Raw genomic sequence first — 17,719 nt, 5'->3', positions numbered from 1 at the left:
AATGTCGGGGTAAGTTGGAGGAGAAAAGGAGGTAGGTTTATGTCAAAGTTGAAGCGAATTGCGGCCGTTGATATTGGTAGTACCAAAATTTGCTGTATGATCGCCGAAGTCGACTCGGTGGGGAAGATTGAAATCAAAGGATTTGGAACGGCACCGCCTGATGGGTTCCGGTTGGGCGTTGTAATCAGTCTTGATAAAGCGATTGATTCTGTTGCTCGGGCAATGGAAGATGCGGAGAAGATGGCACAGTGCCGGTTTCGAAACTGTCAGGTTTTTACCGGCATTACGGGTGACCATATTAAGTACCTGTCCGGTCTGGGTGCGGTACCAGTTAGCCGACCAACAAAGGGAATTCAACCACGAGATGTTGAAGATGTGATTCGGCAGGCACAGACGATTCGGTTGCCGAACGATGAGCAGATTCTTCATGTGATACCGACGCAGTTTATCGTTGATGGCCAGAAAGGGGTTCGTAATCCACTGGGGCTTTTCGGGGTTCGGCTTGAGGTGGAAGCGTTACTTGTGATTGGTGCGGTTACCGCAATTGAAAATGTGTATCGGGTGCTGGAACGCCTGGAGATACGTTCCCGGGTGTTAGTGTTGCAGTCGCTTGCGACTTCATTTGCGGTATGTGATGAGCAGGATAAGGAGCTGGGAGTTGCGGTAATTGACATCGGTGGGGTGATGGACATTTCGATCTATCGTGAGGGCGAGATAAGATTCACCAAATTGCTACCGGTCGGCGCGGCGAACATTACGAAGGATGTTGCAATTGGGCTTCGAACTTCCTACCAGGAAGCGGAGCGGGTAAAACGGGAGAAAGGTGTGGCGATGGCGGCAATGGTGGAACGCGACGAGGCACTGACGATTGAGGATGCTTCGGGCCGAGGTCCCAAAGAGGTTTCCCGCCGATTGCTGGCGTCGATAATTGAACCGCGGGTTGAAGAGTTGCTAAATCTGGCTGATAGTGAAGTGCGAAAGTCCGGACTGGGTGATGGTCTTTCCGCGGGGGTGGTTTTAACTGGGGGCGGTGCGTTGCTCCCTGGAATCGATATTCTTGCAGAGCAAATTTGCGGTATGCCGGTAAAGATTGGAAGGCCGGACCGTATTAACGGACCGCGGGAGGTTACTCAGAATCCTGCTTTCAGTACGGCAGCAGGGTTGATAAAGTGTGCTGTTGAAGGAAGGGGAAGACAGTTTCACCAGTTGCCGCCCCTGGGTCTGGGGCAAAGGCTCTGGGATGATATTAAAGGATGGTTTTCGTGAGGCTATAAAATAAAAGGAGGCAAGATGATTGAACCAGTAGAAGAAAGAAATCTAACCCGGATTGGCGTGTTCGGGGTAGGAGGCGCTGGTTGTAATGCGGTAAATCATATGTGTGAAGTTAAGCTGGGCGGTGTTGAGCTCTACGCAGTAAATACCGACCTGCAGGCTTTGTCGATGTGTCTGGTACCTAATAAGATTCAAATCGGAGCACAGTTGACCGGCGGGTTGGGTTCGGGTGGTGACCCCAAAATTGGGCGTCAGGCAGCAGAGGAGTCGATTCAAACATTACGAGAGCACCTTGCCGGTTTCGACATGGTGTTCATTGCAGCGGGAGAGGGGGGAGGTACTGGCACTGGTGCAGCACCGGTTATCGCGCAGGAGGCAAAGCAACAGGGTGCCCTGGTTGTGGCGGTGGTTACGCGGCCGTTTGATTTTGAAGGTAAACAGCGCCAGGAAAAGGCACGGATGGGGATTGATATGCTACGCCCGCATGTCGACACGCTGATTGTGCTGCCTAATCAGCGAATTTTAGAAGTCTATGGTGCACAACCCTGTTTTGAGGCGTTTCGATTGGCGGACGAGGTTTTGTTAAACGCAGTTAGTGGCATTTCCGAAATCGTTACCACGCGGCAGCTAATCAACATTGATTTCGCTGATGTCCGGACTGTGATGAGCGAACGAGGGGGCGCGGTAATGTCGGTTGGTATTGCGCAGGGTGAAGGGCGTGCTACGGAAGCGGCGCATCGGGCGCTGCGCTCACCGTTGATTGAGGATGTATCGATTGAAAGCGCCCGCCGGGTACTGCTCAATATTTCGGGCGATGAGACTATGACCCTCAAGGAGGTAGATGAAGCGGCGTCAATTATCTTTCACGCGACCAATGGTCAGGCAGATATCAGAATGGGGGCGGCGCGTTTGGAGGGTATGAAGTCGGCGTTAAAGGTGACGCTAATTGCCACTGGACTCAATGAGCCGTTACCAAGGTTTGAAGATGTCAGTGATTTGTTAAATAACTTAGACGAGTCCCTAATTCGCGGGACAGGAATAAAGCGCGGTGAGCGCACAGTTGACCCAACTAATCTGGAGGTGCCGACATTTATTAGAAAACAACTTGACTGAAGGCGCAGGCTCTCAGTAGGTTCCAGTCGGTGATATTCAAGCCTCCTGCCGGCTGGAACCTACTTCTTTTTGTTAATTTTTACATGATTTGGAATTCAAATTTTTTCAACAGCGGTTCGCATCCAGTAGGTTCGTTCTGCCTCTAAGAGTTTCAAATCTTTGCGGGTTATACCAGTTGGATAAACCCCTTTAAAACAGGCGGTGCAGAAGTGGCGGGAGGACTGTTCACCGCGTACCGCTTCAATCAACCCGTCATAGGTCTGATAAATTAGTGCATCGGAACCGATGATTTGACAGACTTCTTCTTCGGTTCGGCCTTTGGCGATGAATTCACCACGAGTCATCATATCGATTCCGTACACACACGGGTAGCGAAGTGGCGGCGCGGTAATTGCCAAGAAAACCTTGCGGGCGCCGGCTTCCCGAATCATCTGGACAATCTCCTTTGAAGTTGTGCCGCGGACAATGGAATCGTCAACCAAAAGGACATCTTTGCCCTGGATTTGCGAGCGGACGGGATTCAACTTCTGTCTTACCGAGTGGGAACGGTTGGACTGCCAGGGCATAATGAAGGTGCGGGCGATGTAGCGGTTTTTAATCAAGCCCTCCCGCAGTTCGAGCCCCAGCATCCGGGCAAGGGCGACGCCAGCCGGTCGTGCGGTATCAGGAACGGCGATAACCATATCGGGCTTTAATCCCCGGCGTCGAACTTCAGCGGCGAGTTTTTCACCGAGGCGCAGGCGGGCTTCATAAACTTCGATATTGTCGATTACAGAATCGGGGCGTGCGAAATAAACAAATTCAAATATGCAGGTGTAGAGTTCACCCTTTTTTATCTCCCGACGGTGCAATCGGTGTTGGGCATCGATGAAGATCGCTTCGCCGGGGCGGATGTCACGAAACTGTTTGAAACCGAGGATATCGAGCGCCACGCTTTCTGATGCTACGGCAAAACTTCGGCCGTCCCGGGCAATTACAAGTGGTCTGATGCCTTTAGCATCACGGAAGGCAAAAAGCCCCTGACGATGGATTAGACCAACAACTGAGTAGGCGCCCTGAGTGCGGCGGAAAACCGCCTGAATTGCCCGAAACACATCATCGGGTTTTACTCGTGTCCCCTTCGTCTTTTCCAGTTCACCGGCGAAGATATGGAGGATGGGTTCGAGGTCACAGAAGCTTGTTAACTGTCGGCGGTCTTTTTTCTTAAGTTCTTCACGGAGATGAAAATAGTTGGTAACATTGCCATTATGTGCCATTGCAATGCCATAGGGGTAGTTGACATAGAATGGCTGTGCATCTTCGCTCGAGCCCGGACCAATTGTCGGGTAACGTGTATGGCCGATACCCAGCGAGCCAGTTAAACGGGCAAGGTTTTTTTCATTAAATACTTGTGTTACGAGACCGTTGCCTTTTTTCAGATGCAGAGTGATGTCTGAGGTGAGGATGCCAGCAGAATTTTGTCCCCGGTGCTGGAGGGCAAGGAGTCCTTCAAGCAAATCCATCGCAACCGGGCCCTTTTCATAGAAGAGTCCTAATACGCCGCACATCCTTTTATTGTAAATAGGGTTTGATTTAAGTCAAATTAACGTTGTTAAAGACTCAAGAATCATGTCTGTCGCTTAAGTGCCATGCGATGGTCAAACTCCACGTCCCTCAAAATCAGGGGTAAAATCGCCCGAGGCGGAGGAAAGTTCCTGGCAAAAACCTTGCTCAAAACCCAGTTCAATAAAGAACTGACGGATTGTTTCGTATTCTGAGGGTCGAAGCCGGCGGTTCATTCCTTCGAGTTCTTGGGCACGGTAGGTGGGGTAGTACTGTGCCATAAGGCTGAGTGGCGTATAGGTGCCAAGGTTTTCTTTTATCCAGAGGAGTATTTTTTTTGAATCTTCCACCTGACCCGGCAAGACAAGGTGACGGATTATTAGCCCTTTTTTCATAATGCCCTGGTCGTCGTAGATGATTTGCCCGGTTTGACGTTTCATTTCGATTATCGCTTGCGTGGCAAATTGGAAGTAGTTCGGGGCAGCGGAGTATTTGCGCGCTAGTTCATCGGAGAAGTATTTGAAATCGGGCAAATAGATGTCGACTAAGCCTTCGAGCGCACGCAAGGTTTCAACTTTTTCGTAAGCATTTGAGTTCCAGACAATAGGGATTTTAAGTCTCGGTTTTACCTTTTCAAGAATCGGAATAAGTTGTTGGGAGTAATGGGTCGGAGTAACAAGGTTTATATTGTGGGCACCACGGTCATGGAGTTCGAAAATAATCTCCTCCAAGCGTTGAGGTGTAACTTTGTTACCGTATCCTTCTTGCGAGATGTCGTAGTTCTGGCAGAATTTGCAGGCAAGATTACAATGGGTAAAGAAAATAGTTCCGGAACCCCGGGTTCCTGAAATGGGCGGTTCTTCCCAATAGTGCAGTTGCGCTTGGGCGACTTCAATTTCCGCAGTTGCTCGACACCGTCCGGGTTGAACCGAGCGGTCTACAGAACATTCAAAAGGGCAAGCGTTGCAAAGCACGATTAAATTTTAGGGGAAATCTATTAACAGGCAAAGAAGAGCAATGGGGCTGTTAGATTGCTTGGCGTCCTTCTAAGGCACGGGCGATGGTCTCACGGTCGGCAAGTTCCAGGTCGCTGCCAACCGGTAAACCCCGGGCGATGCGTGTAACCTGGATGTTTAGAGGTTTGAGAAGCTGGGCAATGTAAATCGCCGATGCCTCACCTTCGGTTGTTGGGTTGGTGGCGATAATCACCTCGGTAATTCCTTCTTTCTGGACCCGTGCCAGTAGCTCTTTGATGTGGAGACTCTCCGGCGGAACATTGTCCAGAGGTGAAATCACACCGCCAAGGATGTGGTAACGACCCCGGTATTGTCCGGTTTGTTCGATGACCAGCACATCAGCCGGTTCTTCAACCACACATATCGTTCTGGGATTCCGGTTTGCATCGGCGCATATTGCGCAGACCTCATCTTCGGTGATGTTGAAACAGATGGAGCAGAGCCGGAGGTGCTGGCGCGCCCGGGTGAGTGATTCTTCAAGCTCCTGACTCAAACTAGGGTTCTTAAGCAGATGGAATGCGATACGCTGAGCGGACTTTTTGCCGATACCGGGGAGGCGGGAAAGAACAGTTATCAGTTTTTCCAGGGTTTGACTCACTGTTCTTCAACCTCACCAAAATGTTTTTTGAGTTTATCTTTCAAGTGGTCAGGTTTGTTTTCCTGCCGGACACAGGCGTTAAGACGAGTAGGTTTCCCGGTAATTTCGGAAAGTATCGAGTCGATCAGTTTTTGGTGTTTTTCTATCTGGAGGATTATGCCTTTGTGTTCACGAGGGAAGGTTACTTTGAAGATTGATGAGTCGTAGGCGGTTGGCGTGCCGAGTTTAAGAAGGGCGGCGAGGGGTGCTTTTTGCGCTGCGAGCCGGGAACACAGCTGGCAATAGACCTGCTCAAGTTCGTTGGCTGGGGGCGGATTGGGAGGCGTTGGTGATGGGTCGTTCGTTTTTTCACGGGCAAGGTGTTGATTTTGAGCCGTGGGTACGAGGTTTTCTCCCAGGAGTTTCAGCGACACAATTTCCAGCAGCAAGCGGGGAATCTGAGAGTAACGAGCCGCTGTTTCGTTTTCACTTAACAGTTTGAGAATCTCCATAAGTTGTTCGCGGGAGAACCGGGCGGCTTGTTTATTTATTCGGTCGAGCTCTTCAGCGGAGAAGCCCGCCTCAGGAGGTAAGCCATTCAGTTTAGCGACAAGCAGGTTGCGGAAGTGGGTGACCGCTCCAGAGTAAAACTCGATAAAGTCGTAGCCTGATGTAAAGAGCCGGTCGATAAACTCAAACAAGCCGCGGGCGTTTCCGGTTGCCAGTAGTTCAGCGTATTCGAAAAAAAGGTTTGCTGGGACAAGGCCAAGAAGTTCCTCAGCGTGAGAAAGTTCGACCCCTTCCGGACTATAGGTGGCGAGTTGTTCCAATAGTCCTTCAGCATCCCGGATTGCGCCATCGGCTCGACGAGCAATAGCGGTCAATGCCTCCGGGCTAATTTTGATGTTTTCTCTTTCGGCAATCCAGGTGAGGCGCTGAACAATTTCTGCCGGGGTCGCTTTGCGAAAATCAAACCGCTGACAGCGCGAGGTAATGGTGGGCGGTACTTTGTGGGCGGCGGTCGTTGCAAGGATAAATTTCGCATGGGCAGGTGGTTCTTCCAGCGTTTTAAGTAAAGCATTGAAAGCCTCAGTCGTCAGCATATGCACTTCATCGATGATGTAAATTTTGTAGCGCAGGCTGGCCGGAGAGTACTTTATGTTTTCTCGCAGTTCCCGCACCTGGTCAATTCCCCGGTTGGAGGCACCGTCGATTTCCAGAACATCCATACTTCGGGATTCAGCGATTTCGACGCAAGCGGAACACTGGTTGCAGGGTGTGGTCGTTGGTTTGTCAAAGGAAAGACAGTTGAGACTTTTTGCCAGTATGCGAGCGGTCGTTGTTTTGCCGACACCACGCGGTCCACTGAAGAGATAGGCATTGGCAAGCCGGTTGAGTTCAATGGCACGGGTCAGGGTATTGCGGACATGGTCTTGAATCAGAAGTTCAGCGAAAGTCTGGGGCCGATACTTAAGTGTTAAAACTTTACGAGTGAGCATCAATCGGCGACAAATCCGGTCGTGCCAGGACCCTGGCACAGACGATGAGGGGGTTTGAACCGGAACAGCTCCAACCAGGCACCCCGGTGACGAACCGCCGCTCCGTTTACCGTTGCTACCTTCCGGTCCTGGCGGGGTTCACGGTGGCTGTCCTCACCGGACCCGATTTTCATCGCTGTCCCTGATTTCAAACTTAACCCGCATCGCGCTGCACTCGGTATCCCTTTCGACCCCGCATAGGCGGGTTTCGGGTTACAGGGGACCGCCAACCCCCCGTCTAGCACGACCGGAAAAGGCAATTCCCGGGCAATCATTAACGCATCAGCTGTGCCGGCTGGGCAAATATGCCCCGGGTATCAAGGGTATCGGTCAAAATGCCGAGCGTAAGCATCCGGCTCGCGAGGGTCTGGATTCCAGGTTTGTTAATCTCGGCGATTTTCTGAAACAGTGGTAGACGAGCGCCTGTGCCGGTGGTGTCGTTGCCGAAGAAGAATCGACTAAGCACTTTCTTTACCTCGTTGGGTTGAGCATCAATACGGTCAACCGCCGCATCAAGTGCGATTTTGAGCCTGGTGCGCTGATTCTTGGTGGTTTTCTTCAAGAACTCGGGGCTGAAACCAATCGCATAGGCGGGAAATGGACTGGTGATATACTTTGTTGTCAGGGCACTCAGCGTATCGAATTTCGTAAAGTCAATAAGGGTGATGTATGGTTCCAGAACCCACACCGCATCAAACTCGCCGGCAGCGAGACGGGATGGTAATGTCGTGAGCGGAACTTCGGTAAGTTTAACATTTGCCGGCAGCAGGTTGGCACTGGCGAGGAGGAGCGGTAGATAGTCACGCAGCACCGGTGGATAACCAAGTCTTTTGTCTTTAAGGTCGTTGACCGTTTTGATTTTCCCTTTTGCCGGTTTGGCGATTGCATCGACCGGTAAGGTGGGTCGAAATTCAACCGCCATAAACACCTTAAGAGTTTCACCTTTAGCCGCGATGCGTTTAAATACCGTACTCCAGGGGAAGATGCCGACATCGATGTTGCCGGCAAACAGTTCATCAAGGGCTTTTTCCGGGTCGGAGTAGAATACCAGTTCGGGGTCAATGCGGTTTTTTGTAAACAGGGTATCCTGAACCGCAACGATGAATGGCAAAGCCGCAACCGAACTGTCACAGGCGAAACGAAGATGCTGGGGCCGATTTTCCTGTAATTGGGGGTACAGGATTACACCTACCAGAACCAGACTGAGGACAATGATAATTGCGGTTAAAAGTTTCGTCATCTTTTCTCCTTATTTACTCAATTTTTTATACATCTCGTAAGCCCATGCCGCTTTTTCTTTATTGCCGGTTTCCCGATAGCAGTGAACAAGATTGAGGTAGGCTTCGGCATTTTTGGGGTTGATTTTTGTGGTCATTATCAGATTGGGAATCGCCTGATTAAGCACCGATTTTCCCAGTTCTGCCCGCGAGGCTTCAATCTGGGCAAGGCCAAAGCCGGTTTGACTTATGCCGTAGAGGAGGTAGATGTTTTCCAGCTGGACCGGGCTTTCAACACTTAAAAACATCCCGGCGGTATCAGAAGGGCTCAAAGGGAATTCCTTTTGTTCCCTTTTGTCCGGGAAGTAGAACCAGGCGTAACTGCCACCACGATAGCCAAGGGTGAAAAGTGTGCTATCAACAATTGCGAGGAGGTCACCGGTTAGTTGGAGATAGCCGGTTTTTGCCGCCTCAGGCGAGATTTGCGAGATGAGTTGAGTGATTACATTTTGTGGTAGTACAGTGAGCGGAACGACCGTTCCGGCAATAACCCGGGAAAAGGTGGCGGCAGCAAGGCTGTCATTGCGACCCTGGTATTGGGCGATACCAAGGTTGAACATCGTCGTAAAGTCAAACCGGTCGTATAGTAGCGCCTGGGCGAAAAGAGATTCGGCTAAGGCTCGATATCGCTCGGCGGTATCCCGTTTGGCTTCGGCTGATGCCCGAAGCAAGGCGGTACCGAGCCGGGCGGAAGTGACATTGAGATTGTTCTCGGCATAAAAAAGCCGGGAAGTAATCTGAGCAAACTTTTCCAGTTGCTTACCACCCTGTAACTCCTTTTCGATGTAGCGCTTCAGCTCTTCGGGCGGGAAGAATCGCTGTTTTTCGACCAGTTGTTCAGCAACCGAGCGGATGCGGCTGGTATCGGTGGTTTTAAGAAGGTTACCCAGTTCGGTGACGGCGCTATCAAGGCGGGCGCGATAAATCTTCAGCGCCTCACTGTAATAATAATAGACCGAGTCCCAGCGGGCTCGCTTTGCCTGGGGTGTTGTCCAGGCACTGTCCGGTTTCTGGAAGAAGTAAAGGCCAATGAGTGAGTAGGCTTCGGCGCTGGCGGTGTTGAGGGCAAGCATTTGCCGGGCGGTGGTAAGCATATCTTCGTACTTTCCCATTGTGCTGTAGGCGTTGGCAATGAGCGAATAGGGCTGAGAGCGGTCCGGATGAATTTTAAGGGCGGCACGGGCATAGGTTATTGCCTTCTCATAATCACCCGCGGTGTAATTGCCCCGGCTGGCGGTGATAAAGGCGGTCCAGACCCAGTACTCCTGCTGTTCATCGTTGCGAATCGTGGTTATGAGCAGGGAGTCGTTCTCGATTGCTTTGAGGAAGTGGTCAGCCGCAGGTGTGAGCCGGTTTAACTGGGCTTCGCACAACCCGAGCCAGAGATGAATACTGGCGAGGGTGGTGTTGTCAACGGTCGTGCCGTACTGGTCAAGCGCCTTCTCAAACTGTTCGCGGGCGCGTTCATAGCGGCCACCTTGATAATGGATGCGTCCCCCTCTTAACAGGGCGTCGAGCGGTACTTTCTGGGCGAAGACGACCGCACTTAGGACGGCAAGCAGTATTGCAAACCGACGAAAAGTTAACATTTTTATCCTCCTGAGATTTTATAATAAACAAAAAATCATAACCATTTTGTTTTGACTGTCAAACATCGTCCATAAGTTGTTGGCGAGAAATCGTTTTCCCGGGCAAATATTCCGGCTTCAAGTTGTGGATACCCCAGAAGATGTTGGTTTTGATGCGGGGGTCGGTGCGGGCGAGCCGGGTAAGAATGCGGCGGATGAGCATACGCTTGCTCTTCGTTCCGTACGGACAGCGGTTGCGCACCGGTCGAAGCGCAGCGGCTTTGAGTCGGGTGCGGATAAGCTCTTCGGTGAAGTAGTAGAGGGGACGAATAACAACAAGCCGGCCGGAAAAGAGTGGTTGGCGGGGCAGAATCGTTCGTGCCGAGGATGTGAAGAGGAGGTTTAACAGAAAGGTCTCATTGACATCTTCAAGATGATGACCCAACGCCACTTTATGGCAGCCCAGCTCAACTGCGGATGAAAAGAGCGCTTTGCGCCGCTCATGGGCGCAGAAAAAGCAGGAGTCGGTTTCAGTTGCCTGAAGTTTTGCCGGAACATTGACCGTTTTGACCGTACAGGTAAGCCCAAACCGCTGGCAGATTGCCTCAATACGCTCGGTTTTCCAGCCGGGAAATCCGGGATTGATGTGGATGGGATAAATCTGCCAGTTTTTTCGATGGCGGCGATTGTACTCCCAGAGGGTTAAAAGTAAACACAGGCTGTCGGCACCGCCGGAAAGCCCGACCGCAACCTTCTCATTTTCTTCAATGAGTTGATTCGGGCTCAGTGCCGCCCGGAGAAGCCGTTCAGAACGGTGCATTTTTAAACGGTGGGTTCAGTCTTCGGGTAGCACAACTTCCGGGAATCTGCGCAACTGTTCATAAAACAGTTGCCTGATTTCTTTGAGCCTTTCCGGGGTTTTGGCTTCAAAGCGCAAAACGAGAATCGGCTGGGTGTTGGAGGCGCGGACCAGACCCCAGCCATCCGGAAATACAACCCGTACGCCGTCGATGTCAATTGTTTCAAACCGGCTGCGGAAATGCTCTTTCAATGCCGCTACCACCTCAAATTTCCAATGGTCGGCATCCGGGCTTTCGATTTTAACCCGGATTTCGGGTGTGGCGTAGTAGTAGGGAATTTCCGCTGCCAGTTCTGATAGCCGTTTTCCCGAACTGGCGAGGAGTTGTAGCAACCGCAGGGAGGCGAAGATGGCGTCGTCATAGCCGTAGTAGTCGTCGGCAAAGAACATATGGCCCGACATCTCGCCGGCGATTAAGGCACCTTCTGATTTCATCTTTGCTTTGATAAGCGAGTGGCCCGTTTTCCACATTATCGGTACACCGCCCAGTTTTTTGATGTATTCCACCAGCCCCTGAGAACATTTGACTTCAAACACAATCTTTGCTCCGGGCTGACGGGCAAGAATCTCCCGGGCAAATAGCGCCAGAAGCCGGTCGCCATAAATGGTGGTACCGGTTTCGTCGATGACACCGATTCGGTCGGCATCACCATCGTAGCCGATGCCGCAATCGGCATTGGTTTCTTTAACCAGGTTGATCGCCTGTTCAAGATACGCCGGCACAGTCGGGTCTGGTATGTGACCGGGAAAGTTGCCGTCGGGTGTTAAGTTGATAAATATCGGCTGGACCGGGGTTTTTGCCAAAAGTCTCTCAAGGAGAACACCAGCGGTGCCGTTACCCGGGTCAAAAACCACCTTGAGCGGTTTAGAGATTTTTACTTTCGACAAACACATCGCAATGTAAGGCTCAATCACATCGCACTCGCTCAGTTTGCCTTTGCCAATGGCAAATTTGCCCTCTTCGCCTATTTGACGCAGCATTTGAATTTCTTCACCGTAGATGGTGGTTTTGTACATTCCAATTTTGAAGCCGTTTTCATTTGGCGGGTTGTGGCTGGCGGTAATCATTATGCCGGCGTTGATATTCAGATGGAAACAAGAGAAGTAAAATACCGGTGTGGGAACTACGCCAATCTTTATCACATCAACACCGGTAGCAAGCAACCCTTCGGTTAGCGCCTTTTCAATCCTTGGTCCGGATAGGCGAACATCCCTGCCGATGATACATTGATAAACACCTTTCTGCTGGATGTAGGTGCCGAAAGCCTGAGCCAGACGGTAAACAACATCGTCCGAAAGGTCGGTTGCCGCCTTGCCCCGGATATCGTACTCACGAAAGATTGCCGGATTGAACATTAATTCAATATTAGCAAAAAATTGTTTTTCAGGCAAAAAAAACGGGGGCGAGTTAATCGCCCCCAAAGGTGTTATCAGGTTTTATTCGCCGTAAACGTAAATCGTGTAGGTTGACCACAAACCGAGGATGCTGGTTACCTCCTGGTCAATATGGTGAACCTTTTTGATTCCACTTTCACGCATTGCCGCTTCAAGGCTGGCATCGCCGGTGGCAATGAGTCCGAGGATGTTGGTTGCGGTTACCTTTGCCACTTTGGCATTACTTGTTGCCTGCGGACCATAATAGGCGACTGCCGATGCCGGTGTCTTTACCGAAGTGTAAAGTGTTCCCACAGTGTAGAATCCCGGGATACATCCGGTCATCATTGTCAGGCAGACGAGCGGGATGATACCGAGTAGCAGCGCTTTTTTCATTACTACCTCCTTTTTGGTTTGGCTTTGCTGCTTTGGCTTCTCATACCGTAACTAATTTAATATAAAAATGTTAAATGTCAAGGAAAAAATAGGTGAGGCGATGGTAATCTGTTTCTGCCGGGGATAGTCCCAGAAGCAGGTGCGCGTTGGTTGACATAGCGGCTTGTTCTTCGGCTATCGTTCCCCGGGTTGTGATAATTGCAGGTAGAATAGGTGCCACATTTCGATTTTCCCTGACAACCGGTTGCCCCAAAATCATCCAGAGGAGCCAAGATTGGGTAGTTTAAAATGCGGGGAAAAGTGTTAGGGAAAGTAGTTGGCAAGTTAACTCGTAAAATTTCAATAAGATAGCACAATGGAGTGCCAATTATGTGGTTTTTAAGATGGGGTCAGGCAGGGTGGGGAAAAGGGTTTAAGGAGTTAATCGGGGAGCCGTTCCCCCAACGGTTCAGTGAGTCGTATCAGGGTTTTTAGTCTGTTGAGCAGTAACGGGCGATGGGGTGATTTTTTCCCGGTTTTGCGGTATTATTTTTTTGTTTCGCCGAACAGGGGATAAAGTTTGATTCTGGTCTCCTCGTCAACCGGGCTAAACCGTTTGAACTGCATTGAGTGGCTGGCGCGACCCTGGGTGAGGGAACGCAGGCTGGTGGCGTAGCCAAAGGTTTTGGAAAGGGGTATCTCAGCGGTGATAATCTGGTGACCTTTAACCGCATCGAGGTGGATGATTCTGCCGCCGCGGGCATTGATGTCAGCAAGAACGGTACCAAGATACTGCTCCGGAGTCACCACTTCCAGTTCCATTATCGGCTCCAAAAATGTCGGCTGGGCGGCAAGGAATGCTTCACGGAATGCCTGCGCTGCCGCCACCTTGAAGTCGACATCCGAAGAGTCCACCTCGTGATAGGCACCGTCAATGATGTGGACCCTGGTGTTAATTATCGGATAACCGGCAAGGACCCCGGTTTCAAAACATTCTGCCACCGCCTGTTCAATTGGTGGTAGAAACTGTTTCGGGATGGTGCCTTCCCGAATTTCGTTGACAACCCAGTTGCCATCGAGTGCGGGTTCGAGCGCCAGTTTGACCACGGCAAAGTGTCCCCGACCTCCGGTCTGGCGGATAAATCTACCTTCGGCAGTGGCGGTGGAGGTTATCGTTTCCCGATAGGACACCTGGGGTTTTCCCGGATGTACCGCAACTCCGTAGTCACGCTGCAGCCGGTCGAGCAGGATTTCGAGATGGAGTTCGCCCATTCCCGAAAGGATTAACTGGCCGGTTTCTTCATCGGTGCGGATTTTGAAGGTCGGGTCTTCGAGCGCCATTGTTTGGAGGGCGGTTTGCAGTTTTTCGTCATCGGCTCTGGTCCGGGGTTCGATGGCAAGGAATACCACCGGCTCCGGTGCTTTGATTGGTTCGAAGGCGATGGGATGGGCAAGGTCGCAGAGCGTCTGTCCGGTGCGGCTTTCCTTTAATCCGATGACCACACCGATTTCACCAGCGGAAAGGGAGTCAACCTCTTCGTAGCGATTGGCATGGGCGAGTGCCAGACGCTGGACCCGTAACCGTTTCATTTCGGGAACGGCAAACACAACATCACCGGTTTCCACCTTTCCTGAATATACCCGGATGTAGGAAAGCATCCCGCGCTGGGGGTCAAAGGCAAGTTTGAAAATCAAGCCGGAGAAAGGGGCTTTCGGGTCCGCGGACCTGGACTCCGCTTTCTGGGTTTTGGGATTGATGCCTTTTACCGGCGGGATATCAACGGGTGAGGGTAGATATTCGACAATGCCGTCAAGCAGTTTCTGGATGCCTTTGTTACGAAAGGCGGCGCCACAGAAGACGGGAACGATGCGTCGTTCGATGGTACCACGCCGGATGGCGTGCTTTAACTCTTCAGGTGTTGGTTCGGTGCCGCTGAGGTATCGGTCGAGAAGTGTTTCATCAAATGTTGTGAGGACATCGAGGAGCCGGTGGCGGTATTCGGCAACCACTTTTTGGTACTCGGCGGGGATGGGTGCGGTGTCGAAGGTGGCGCCGAGGTCTTCGGAGCGCCAGATACAGGCTTCTTGAGTTATCAGGTCAATTACGCCGACAAATTGGTCTTCGACCCCGATGGGAAGTTGCACCGGCAGCGGGGTTTGTTCAAACTTCTCTTCCATCATTTTTATCACCCGATAGAAGTCGGCACCGAGCCGGTCGAGTTTGTTGACAAAGGCGATGCGTGGCACTTGGTAACGGTCGGCCTGCCGCCAGACCGTTTCGGTTTGCGGTTCCACACCGCCCACGCCGCAAAGGACGATGATGGCGCCATCCAGAACCTTGAGCGAACGCTCAACCTCAATGGTAAAATCAACATGACCCGGGGTGTCGATGATGTTGATACGATGGTCCAGCCATTGGACACTGGTTGCGGCGGCGGTGATGGTGATGCCCCTTTCCCGTTCCTGCGTCATCCAGTCCATCTGGGTTGTGCCTTCGTCAATTTCGCCCATCCGATGAATGCGGCCGGTGTAGTAGAGGATGCGTTCGGTTGTGGTGGTTTTGCCGGCATCGATGTGCGCCGCAATGCCGATGTTGCGAATTCGTTTAAGGTCGTAATCGGACATAGATAAAAAGTAATGCTAACATTAAGAAGAGAGGTGTCAAGCGGAAAAGCGAGATTAGTAGGTATGGGCAAAGAGTGGAGAGAAACCGGGCGGTTTTCTTGACTTTGCTGCGGTCCGGTTTAATATGGTGAACGGACAATGCATGAAAGATTAAACGAGGTTCTACCCCTCGTCACCAAACCGATTCGTTATACCGGTGGCGAATACAACTCTTTTTATTTTGAGCCCGGGTCAAAACGGGTCAACTGGGTCCTGGCAATGCCCGATGTGTACGAAATCGGGATGTCCAATTACGGGTTGCGGATTCTCTACTCAATTATCAATCGATTACCGAACGGTTGTTGTGAACGGTGCTATGCGCCCTGGCCCGATTTTGGTGCAATTCTGAAGGCGCGGGGCATTCCGCTTTACGCCTTAGAGTCACGGCGGCCGGTTAAGGAGTTTAACATTCTTGGCGTCTCGTTGCAGAGCGAACTTACCTATACCAATTTACTTTATCTCCTCGACCTTGCTGGAATTCCGCGTTATCGGACCGAGCGGGGATGTAACGACCCGCTGGTTGTTGCCGGTGGTCCGGGAACGGTGAATCCGCTGCCCATGGCTGATTTCGTGGATGTGTTTGTGGTTGGTGATGGGGAAGAGGCGGTGCGGGAAATTACCGCGGTATACGAAGGCTGGAATCAACGGTCACGGGAGGGGCTGTTAGAAAACCTTGCCCGTTTACCTGGATTGTATGTACCCGGCTTTACTGATACCGGGAAAGCTCGGGTGATACGGCGGGTGGTGTCGGAGCTGCGTGAAGAGGATTTTCCGTTTCCGCCCCTGGTTCCGATATGCGAGATAACCCATGACCGTCTTACCGTGGAGATTGCCCGCGGTTGTACCCGGGGATGCCGATTCTGTCAGGCCGGGATAATCAATCGTCCGGTGCGGTTCCGGGATGTGGAACAGGTGGTGCGCATTGCCGAGCGCGGCATCAGGTCAAGTGGTTGGGAAGAGGTTTCGCTTCTGGCACTTTCCGCCCTTGACTATCCTTATCTATTAGAACTGGTGGAACGGCTGAACAAGCGGTTGCGAGAGCGCCGGGTGGCGATTTCTTTACCTTCCACCCGGGGTGAGGATTTTACTCCGGAACTGGCGTTTTCTTTGCAAGAGATAAAAAAGGCGGGGTTGACATTCGCTCCGGAGACGGCAGCGCCGCGGTTGCGCAATCTGCTCAACAAGCACATCGCCGAAGAAAAAATTCTTGAGTCGGTGCGTAATGCACTTGATGCGGGCTGGGCCGGGGTGAAACTGTATTTTATGATTGGGTTGCCGGGCGAGACCGAAGCGGATGTCAAGGAGATCGGGAGGTTTGTAACCGAGGTGGCGCGACTTTGTCGGGGGCGGACGGTGCGGTTTAACCTGACGCCTTTCATACCCAAGCCTCACACCCCATTGCAATGGGCCGGTTTTGGCTCAATTGAGGAGACCCGGGAAAAGATGGCGCTCTTGAAGGAGATGCTGAATCGGCGTAATATCAAGCCCAAGTGGGAGAATCCGGAGGCTTCTTTTGTCCAGGCACTGATTGCGCGGGGCGACGAGAAAATCGGCCGGGTGATTGAGCGGGTTTATGAGCAGGGTGGGATTTTTCAGGAGTGGACCGAATTCTTTAACTTTTCGGCTTGGTTGGATGCCTGTAGCAAATCCGGGGTTGACCCGGCAACTTATTTAAGCAGCAGGGCGGTAGAGGACACCTTACCGTGGGATTTTATCGATGTTGGTGTGACAAAGGGCTTTCTCATTGAGGAGTACCGGCGGGCACAGCAAGGGGAAAGAACACCGGATTGTATGCAAGGAGGGTGTACTAATTGCGGTGCCTGTCCGGGACCAAAACCGGTAGTTCCTCCGGCTCCGGTAGAAATAAAGGATGAGGTGCCGGAGCGGTTTGGCCGAAAACCCCGAAGGGTTCAGGCTTATGAGGAGTTAAAGAGCCGGTTTCGTTTGAAGTACCTGGTGGAAGAGCCGTTCCAATTTGCCGCGCACCTGGACCGGGTGCGGGCATTTTACCGTACTTTACGGCGCAGTGAGTTGCCGGTGGTTTACACCAAGGGGTTTGCGCCGAAACCGATGCTCTCTTTCGGACCGCCGTTACCGGTGGGTTTGACATCGGACGGCGAGTATGTTGATATCTATCTTTCTTATCAATATTCGGGGAATATTGTCCGGGACATCGGGCAGTTCCTGCCGCGCGGAATCAGAGTGGTAGCAGCGCGGTTGGTGCCCAACAGTATGCCGACTTTAGGTGGCACCATCAACCTGGGCCGATATGAAGTAGTGGTGCCGGATGAAGAGGCATTGCAGCAGGCACTGGTGAAGGGAAAGGAGATTCCTGGTGTGCACGCGGTTGTGCCTCTTGACCGGGAAAAGTTACTTGTGGACCTGACGATTGGTCCCGGGGTGAAATTGTTTGATGTGCTGGGGCAGCTTTTGGGCCGAGAAGGCAACGAAGTCCGGTGTCTCACGGTTAAACGGAAAGACTGTTTCGTTCTGATAGAGGGTGAATTGCGGTCGCCTTTTGGCGATGTGGTGCGATAGAAAAGT

General features: G+C 51.8%; 14 protein-coding genes and 1 other RNA gene. 3 read left to right on the top strand and 12 right to left on the bottom strand.

Features of this window, described 5'->3' with window-relative positions:
* Positions 1–39: 39 nt before the first annotated feature.
* Together ftsA and ftsZ are read left to right on the top strand one after the other, a co-directional pair.
* Positions 40–1,266, top strand: a complete 1,227-nt coding sequence (gene ftsA / locus HPY86_06795; GenBank protein ID NPV14622.1) for a cell division protein FtsA — start codon at positions 40–42, stop codon at positions 1,264–1,266.
* A gap of 24 nt (positions 1,267–1,290) precedes the next feature.
* On the top strand, positions 1,291–2,385 hold the full coding sequence (gene ftsZ / locus HPY86_06790; GenBank protein NPV14621.1) for a cell division protein FtsZ: 1,095 nt from the start codon (positions 1,291–1,293) through the stop codon (positions 2,383–2,385).
* Between the two features lie 95 nt (positions 2,386–2,480).
* Here the strand turns inward: ftsZ and purF are convergent, their stop codons facing one another.
* The 12 genes from purF to fusA form a co-directional block, all read right to left on the bottom strand.
* Positions 2,481–3,932 (bottom strand): amidophosphoribosyltransferase, encoded by a 1,452-nt coding sequence (purF, locus tag HPY86_06785; protein ID NPV14620.1) that lies wholly within the window; start codon positions 3,930–3,932, stop codon positions 2,481–2,483.
* Positions 3,933–4,022: 90 nt separating this feature from the next.
* Positions 4,023–4,901 carry a radical SAM protein gene (locus HPY86_06780; protein ID NPV14619.1) on the bottom strand — a complete coding sequence of 293 codons (879 nt, stop codon included), beginning with the start codon at positions 4,899–4,901 and terminating at the stop codon, positions 4,023–4,025.
* 52 nt (positions 4,902–4,953) lie between these two features.
* A complete protein-coding gene (gene recR / locus HPY86_06775) occupies positions 4,954–5,541 on the bottom strand; it encodes a recombination protein RecR (GenBank protein ID NPV14618.1) in 588 nt (195 codons plus the stop codon).
* Entirely contained in the window at positions 5,538–7,019 is a 1,482-nt protein-coding gene (dnaX, locus tag HPY86_06770; protein ID NPV14617.1) for a DNA polymerase III subunit gamma/tau, read from the bottom strand. The genes recR and dnaX overlap by 4 nt, the downstream gene beginning before the upstream one ends.
* A gap of 19 nt (positions 7,020–7,038) precedes the next feature.
* Positions 7,039–7,305: signal recognition particle sRNA large type (gene ffs / locus HPY86_06765), an RNA gene on the bottom strand.
* A 27-nt stretch (positions 7,306–7,332) separates the two neighbouring features.
* Positions 7,333–8,298, bottom strand: a complete 966-nt coding sequence (locus HPY86_06760) for an ABC transporter substrate-binding protein (GenBank protein NPV14616.1) — start codon at positions 8,296–8,298, stop codon at positions 7,333–7,335.
* 9 nt (positions 8,299–8,307) lie between these two features.
* Complete coding sequence (locus HPY86_06755; GenBank protein NPV14615.1) at positions 8,308–9,924, bottom strand: tetratricopeptide repeat protein; 1,617 nt, start codon at positions 9,922–9,924, stop codon at positions 8,308–8,310.
* Between the two features lie 58 nt (positions 9,925–9,982).
* The gene (locus HPY86_06750) at positions 9,983–10,723 is read right to left on the bottom strand and encodes a tRNA 2-thiocytidine biosynthesis protein TtcA (GenBank protein NPV14614.1); all 741 of its coding nucleotides are present in this window, start codon (positions 10,721–10,723) and stop codon (positions 9,983–9,985) included.
* 15 nt (positions 10,724–10,738) lie between these two features.
* On the bottom strand, positions 10,739–12,118 hold the full coding sequence (locus HPY86_06745) for a phosphomannomutase/phosphoglucomutase (GenBank protein NPV14613.1): 1,380 nt from the start codon (positions 12,116–12,118) through the stop codon (positions 10,739–10,741).
* A gap of 81 nt (positions 12,119–12,199) precedes the next feature.
* Positions 12,200–12,532 (bottom strand): hypothetical protein, encoded by a 333-nt coding sequence (locus tag HPY86_06740; GenBank protein NPV14612.1) that lies wholly within the window; start codon positions 12,530–12,532, stop codon positions 12,200–12,202.
* Positions 12,533–12,602: 70 nt separating this feature from the next.
* The gene (locus HPY86_06735) at positions 12,603–12,791 is read right to left on the bottom strand and encodes a hypothetical protein (GenBank protein NPV14611.1); all 189 of its coding nucleotides are present in this window, start codon (positions 12,789–12,791) and stop codon (positions 12,603–12,605) included.
* 266 nt (positions 12,792–13,057) lie between these two features.
* Positions 13,058–15,136 (bottom strand): elongation factor G, encoded by a 2,079-nt coding sequence (fusA, locus tag HPY86_06730; protein NPV14610.1) that lies wholly within the window; start codon positions 15,134–15,136, stop codon positions 13,058–13,060.
* Positions 15,137–15,274: 138 nt separating this feature from the next.
* Here fusA and HPY86_06725 point away from each other — a divergent pair, with 138 nt between their 5' ends.
* A complete protein-coding gene (locus tag HPY86_06725; GenBank protein ID NPV14609.1) occupies positions 15,275–17,713 on the top strand; it encodes a TIGR03960 family B12-binding radical SAM protein in 2,439 nt (812 codons plus the stop codon).
* The last annotated feature ends 6 nt before the right edge of the window (positions 17,714–17,719 follow it).

The sequence above is a fragment of the candidate division WOR-3 bacterium genome (assembly GCA_013177935.1).
Lineage (GTDB): Bacteria > Hydrothermota > Tepidihabitantia > Tepidihabitantales > Tepidihabitantaceae > Tepidihabitans.
Note: the sequence above shows the minus strand (reverse complement) of the source record. Positions and strands in the feature narration are given on the sequence as shown.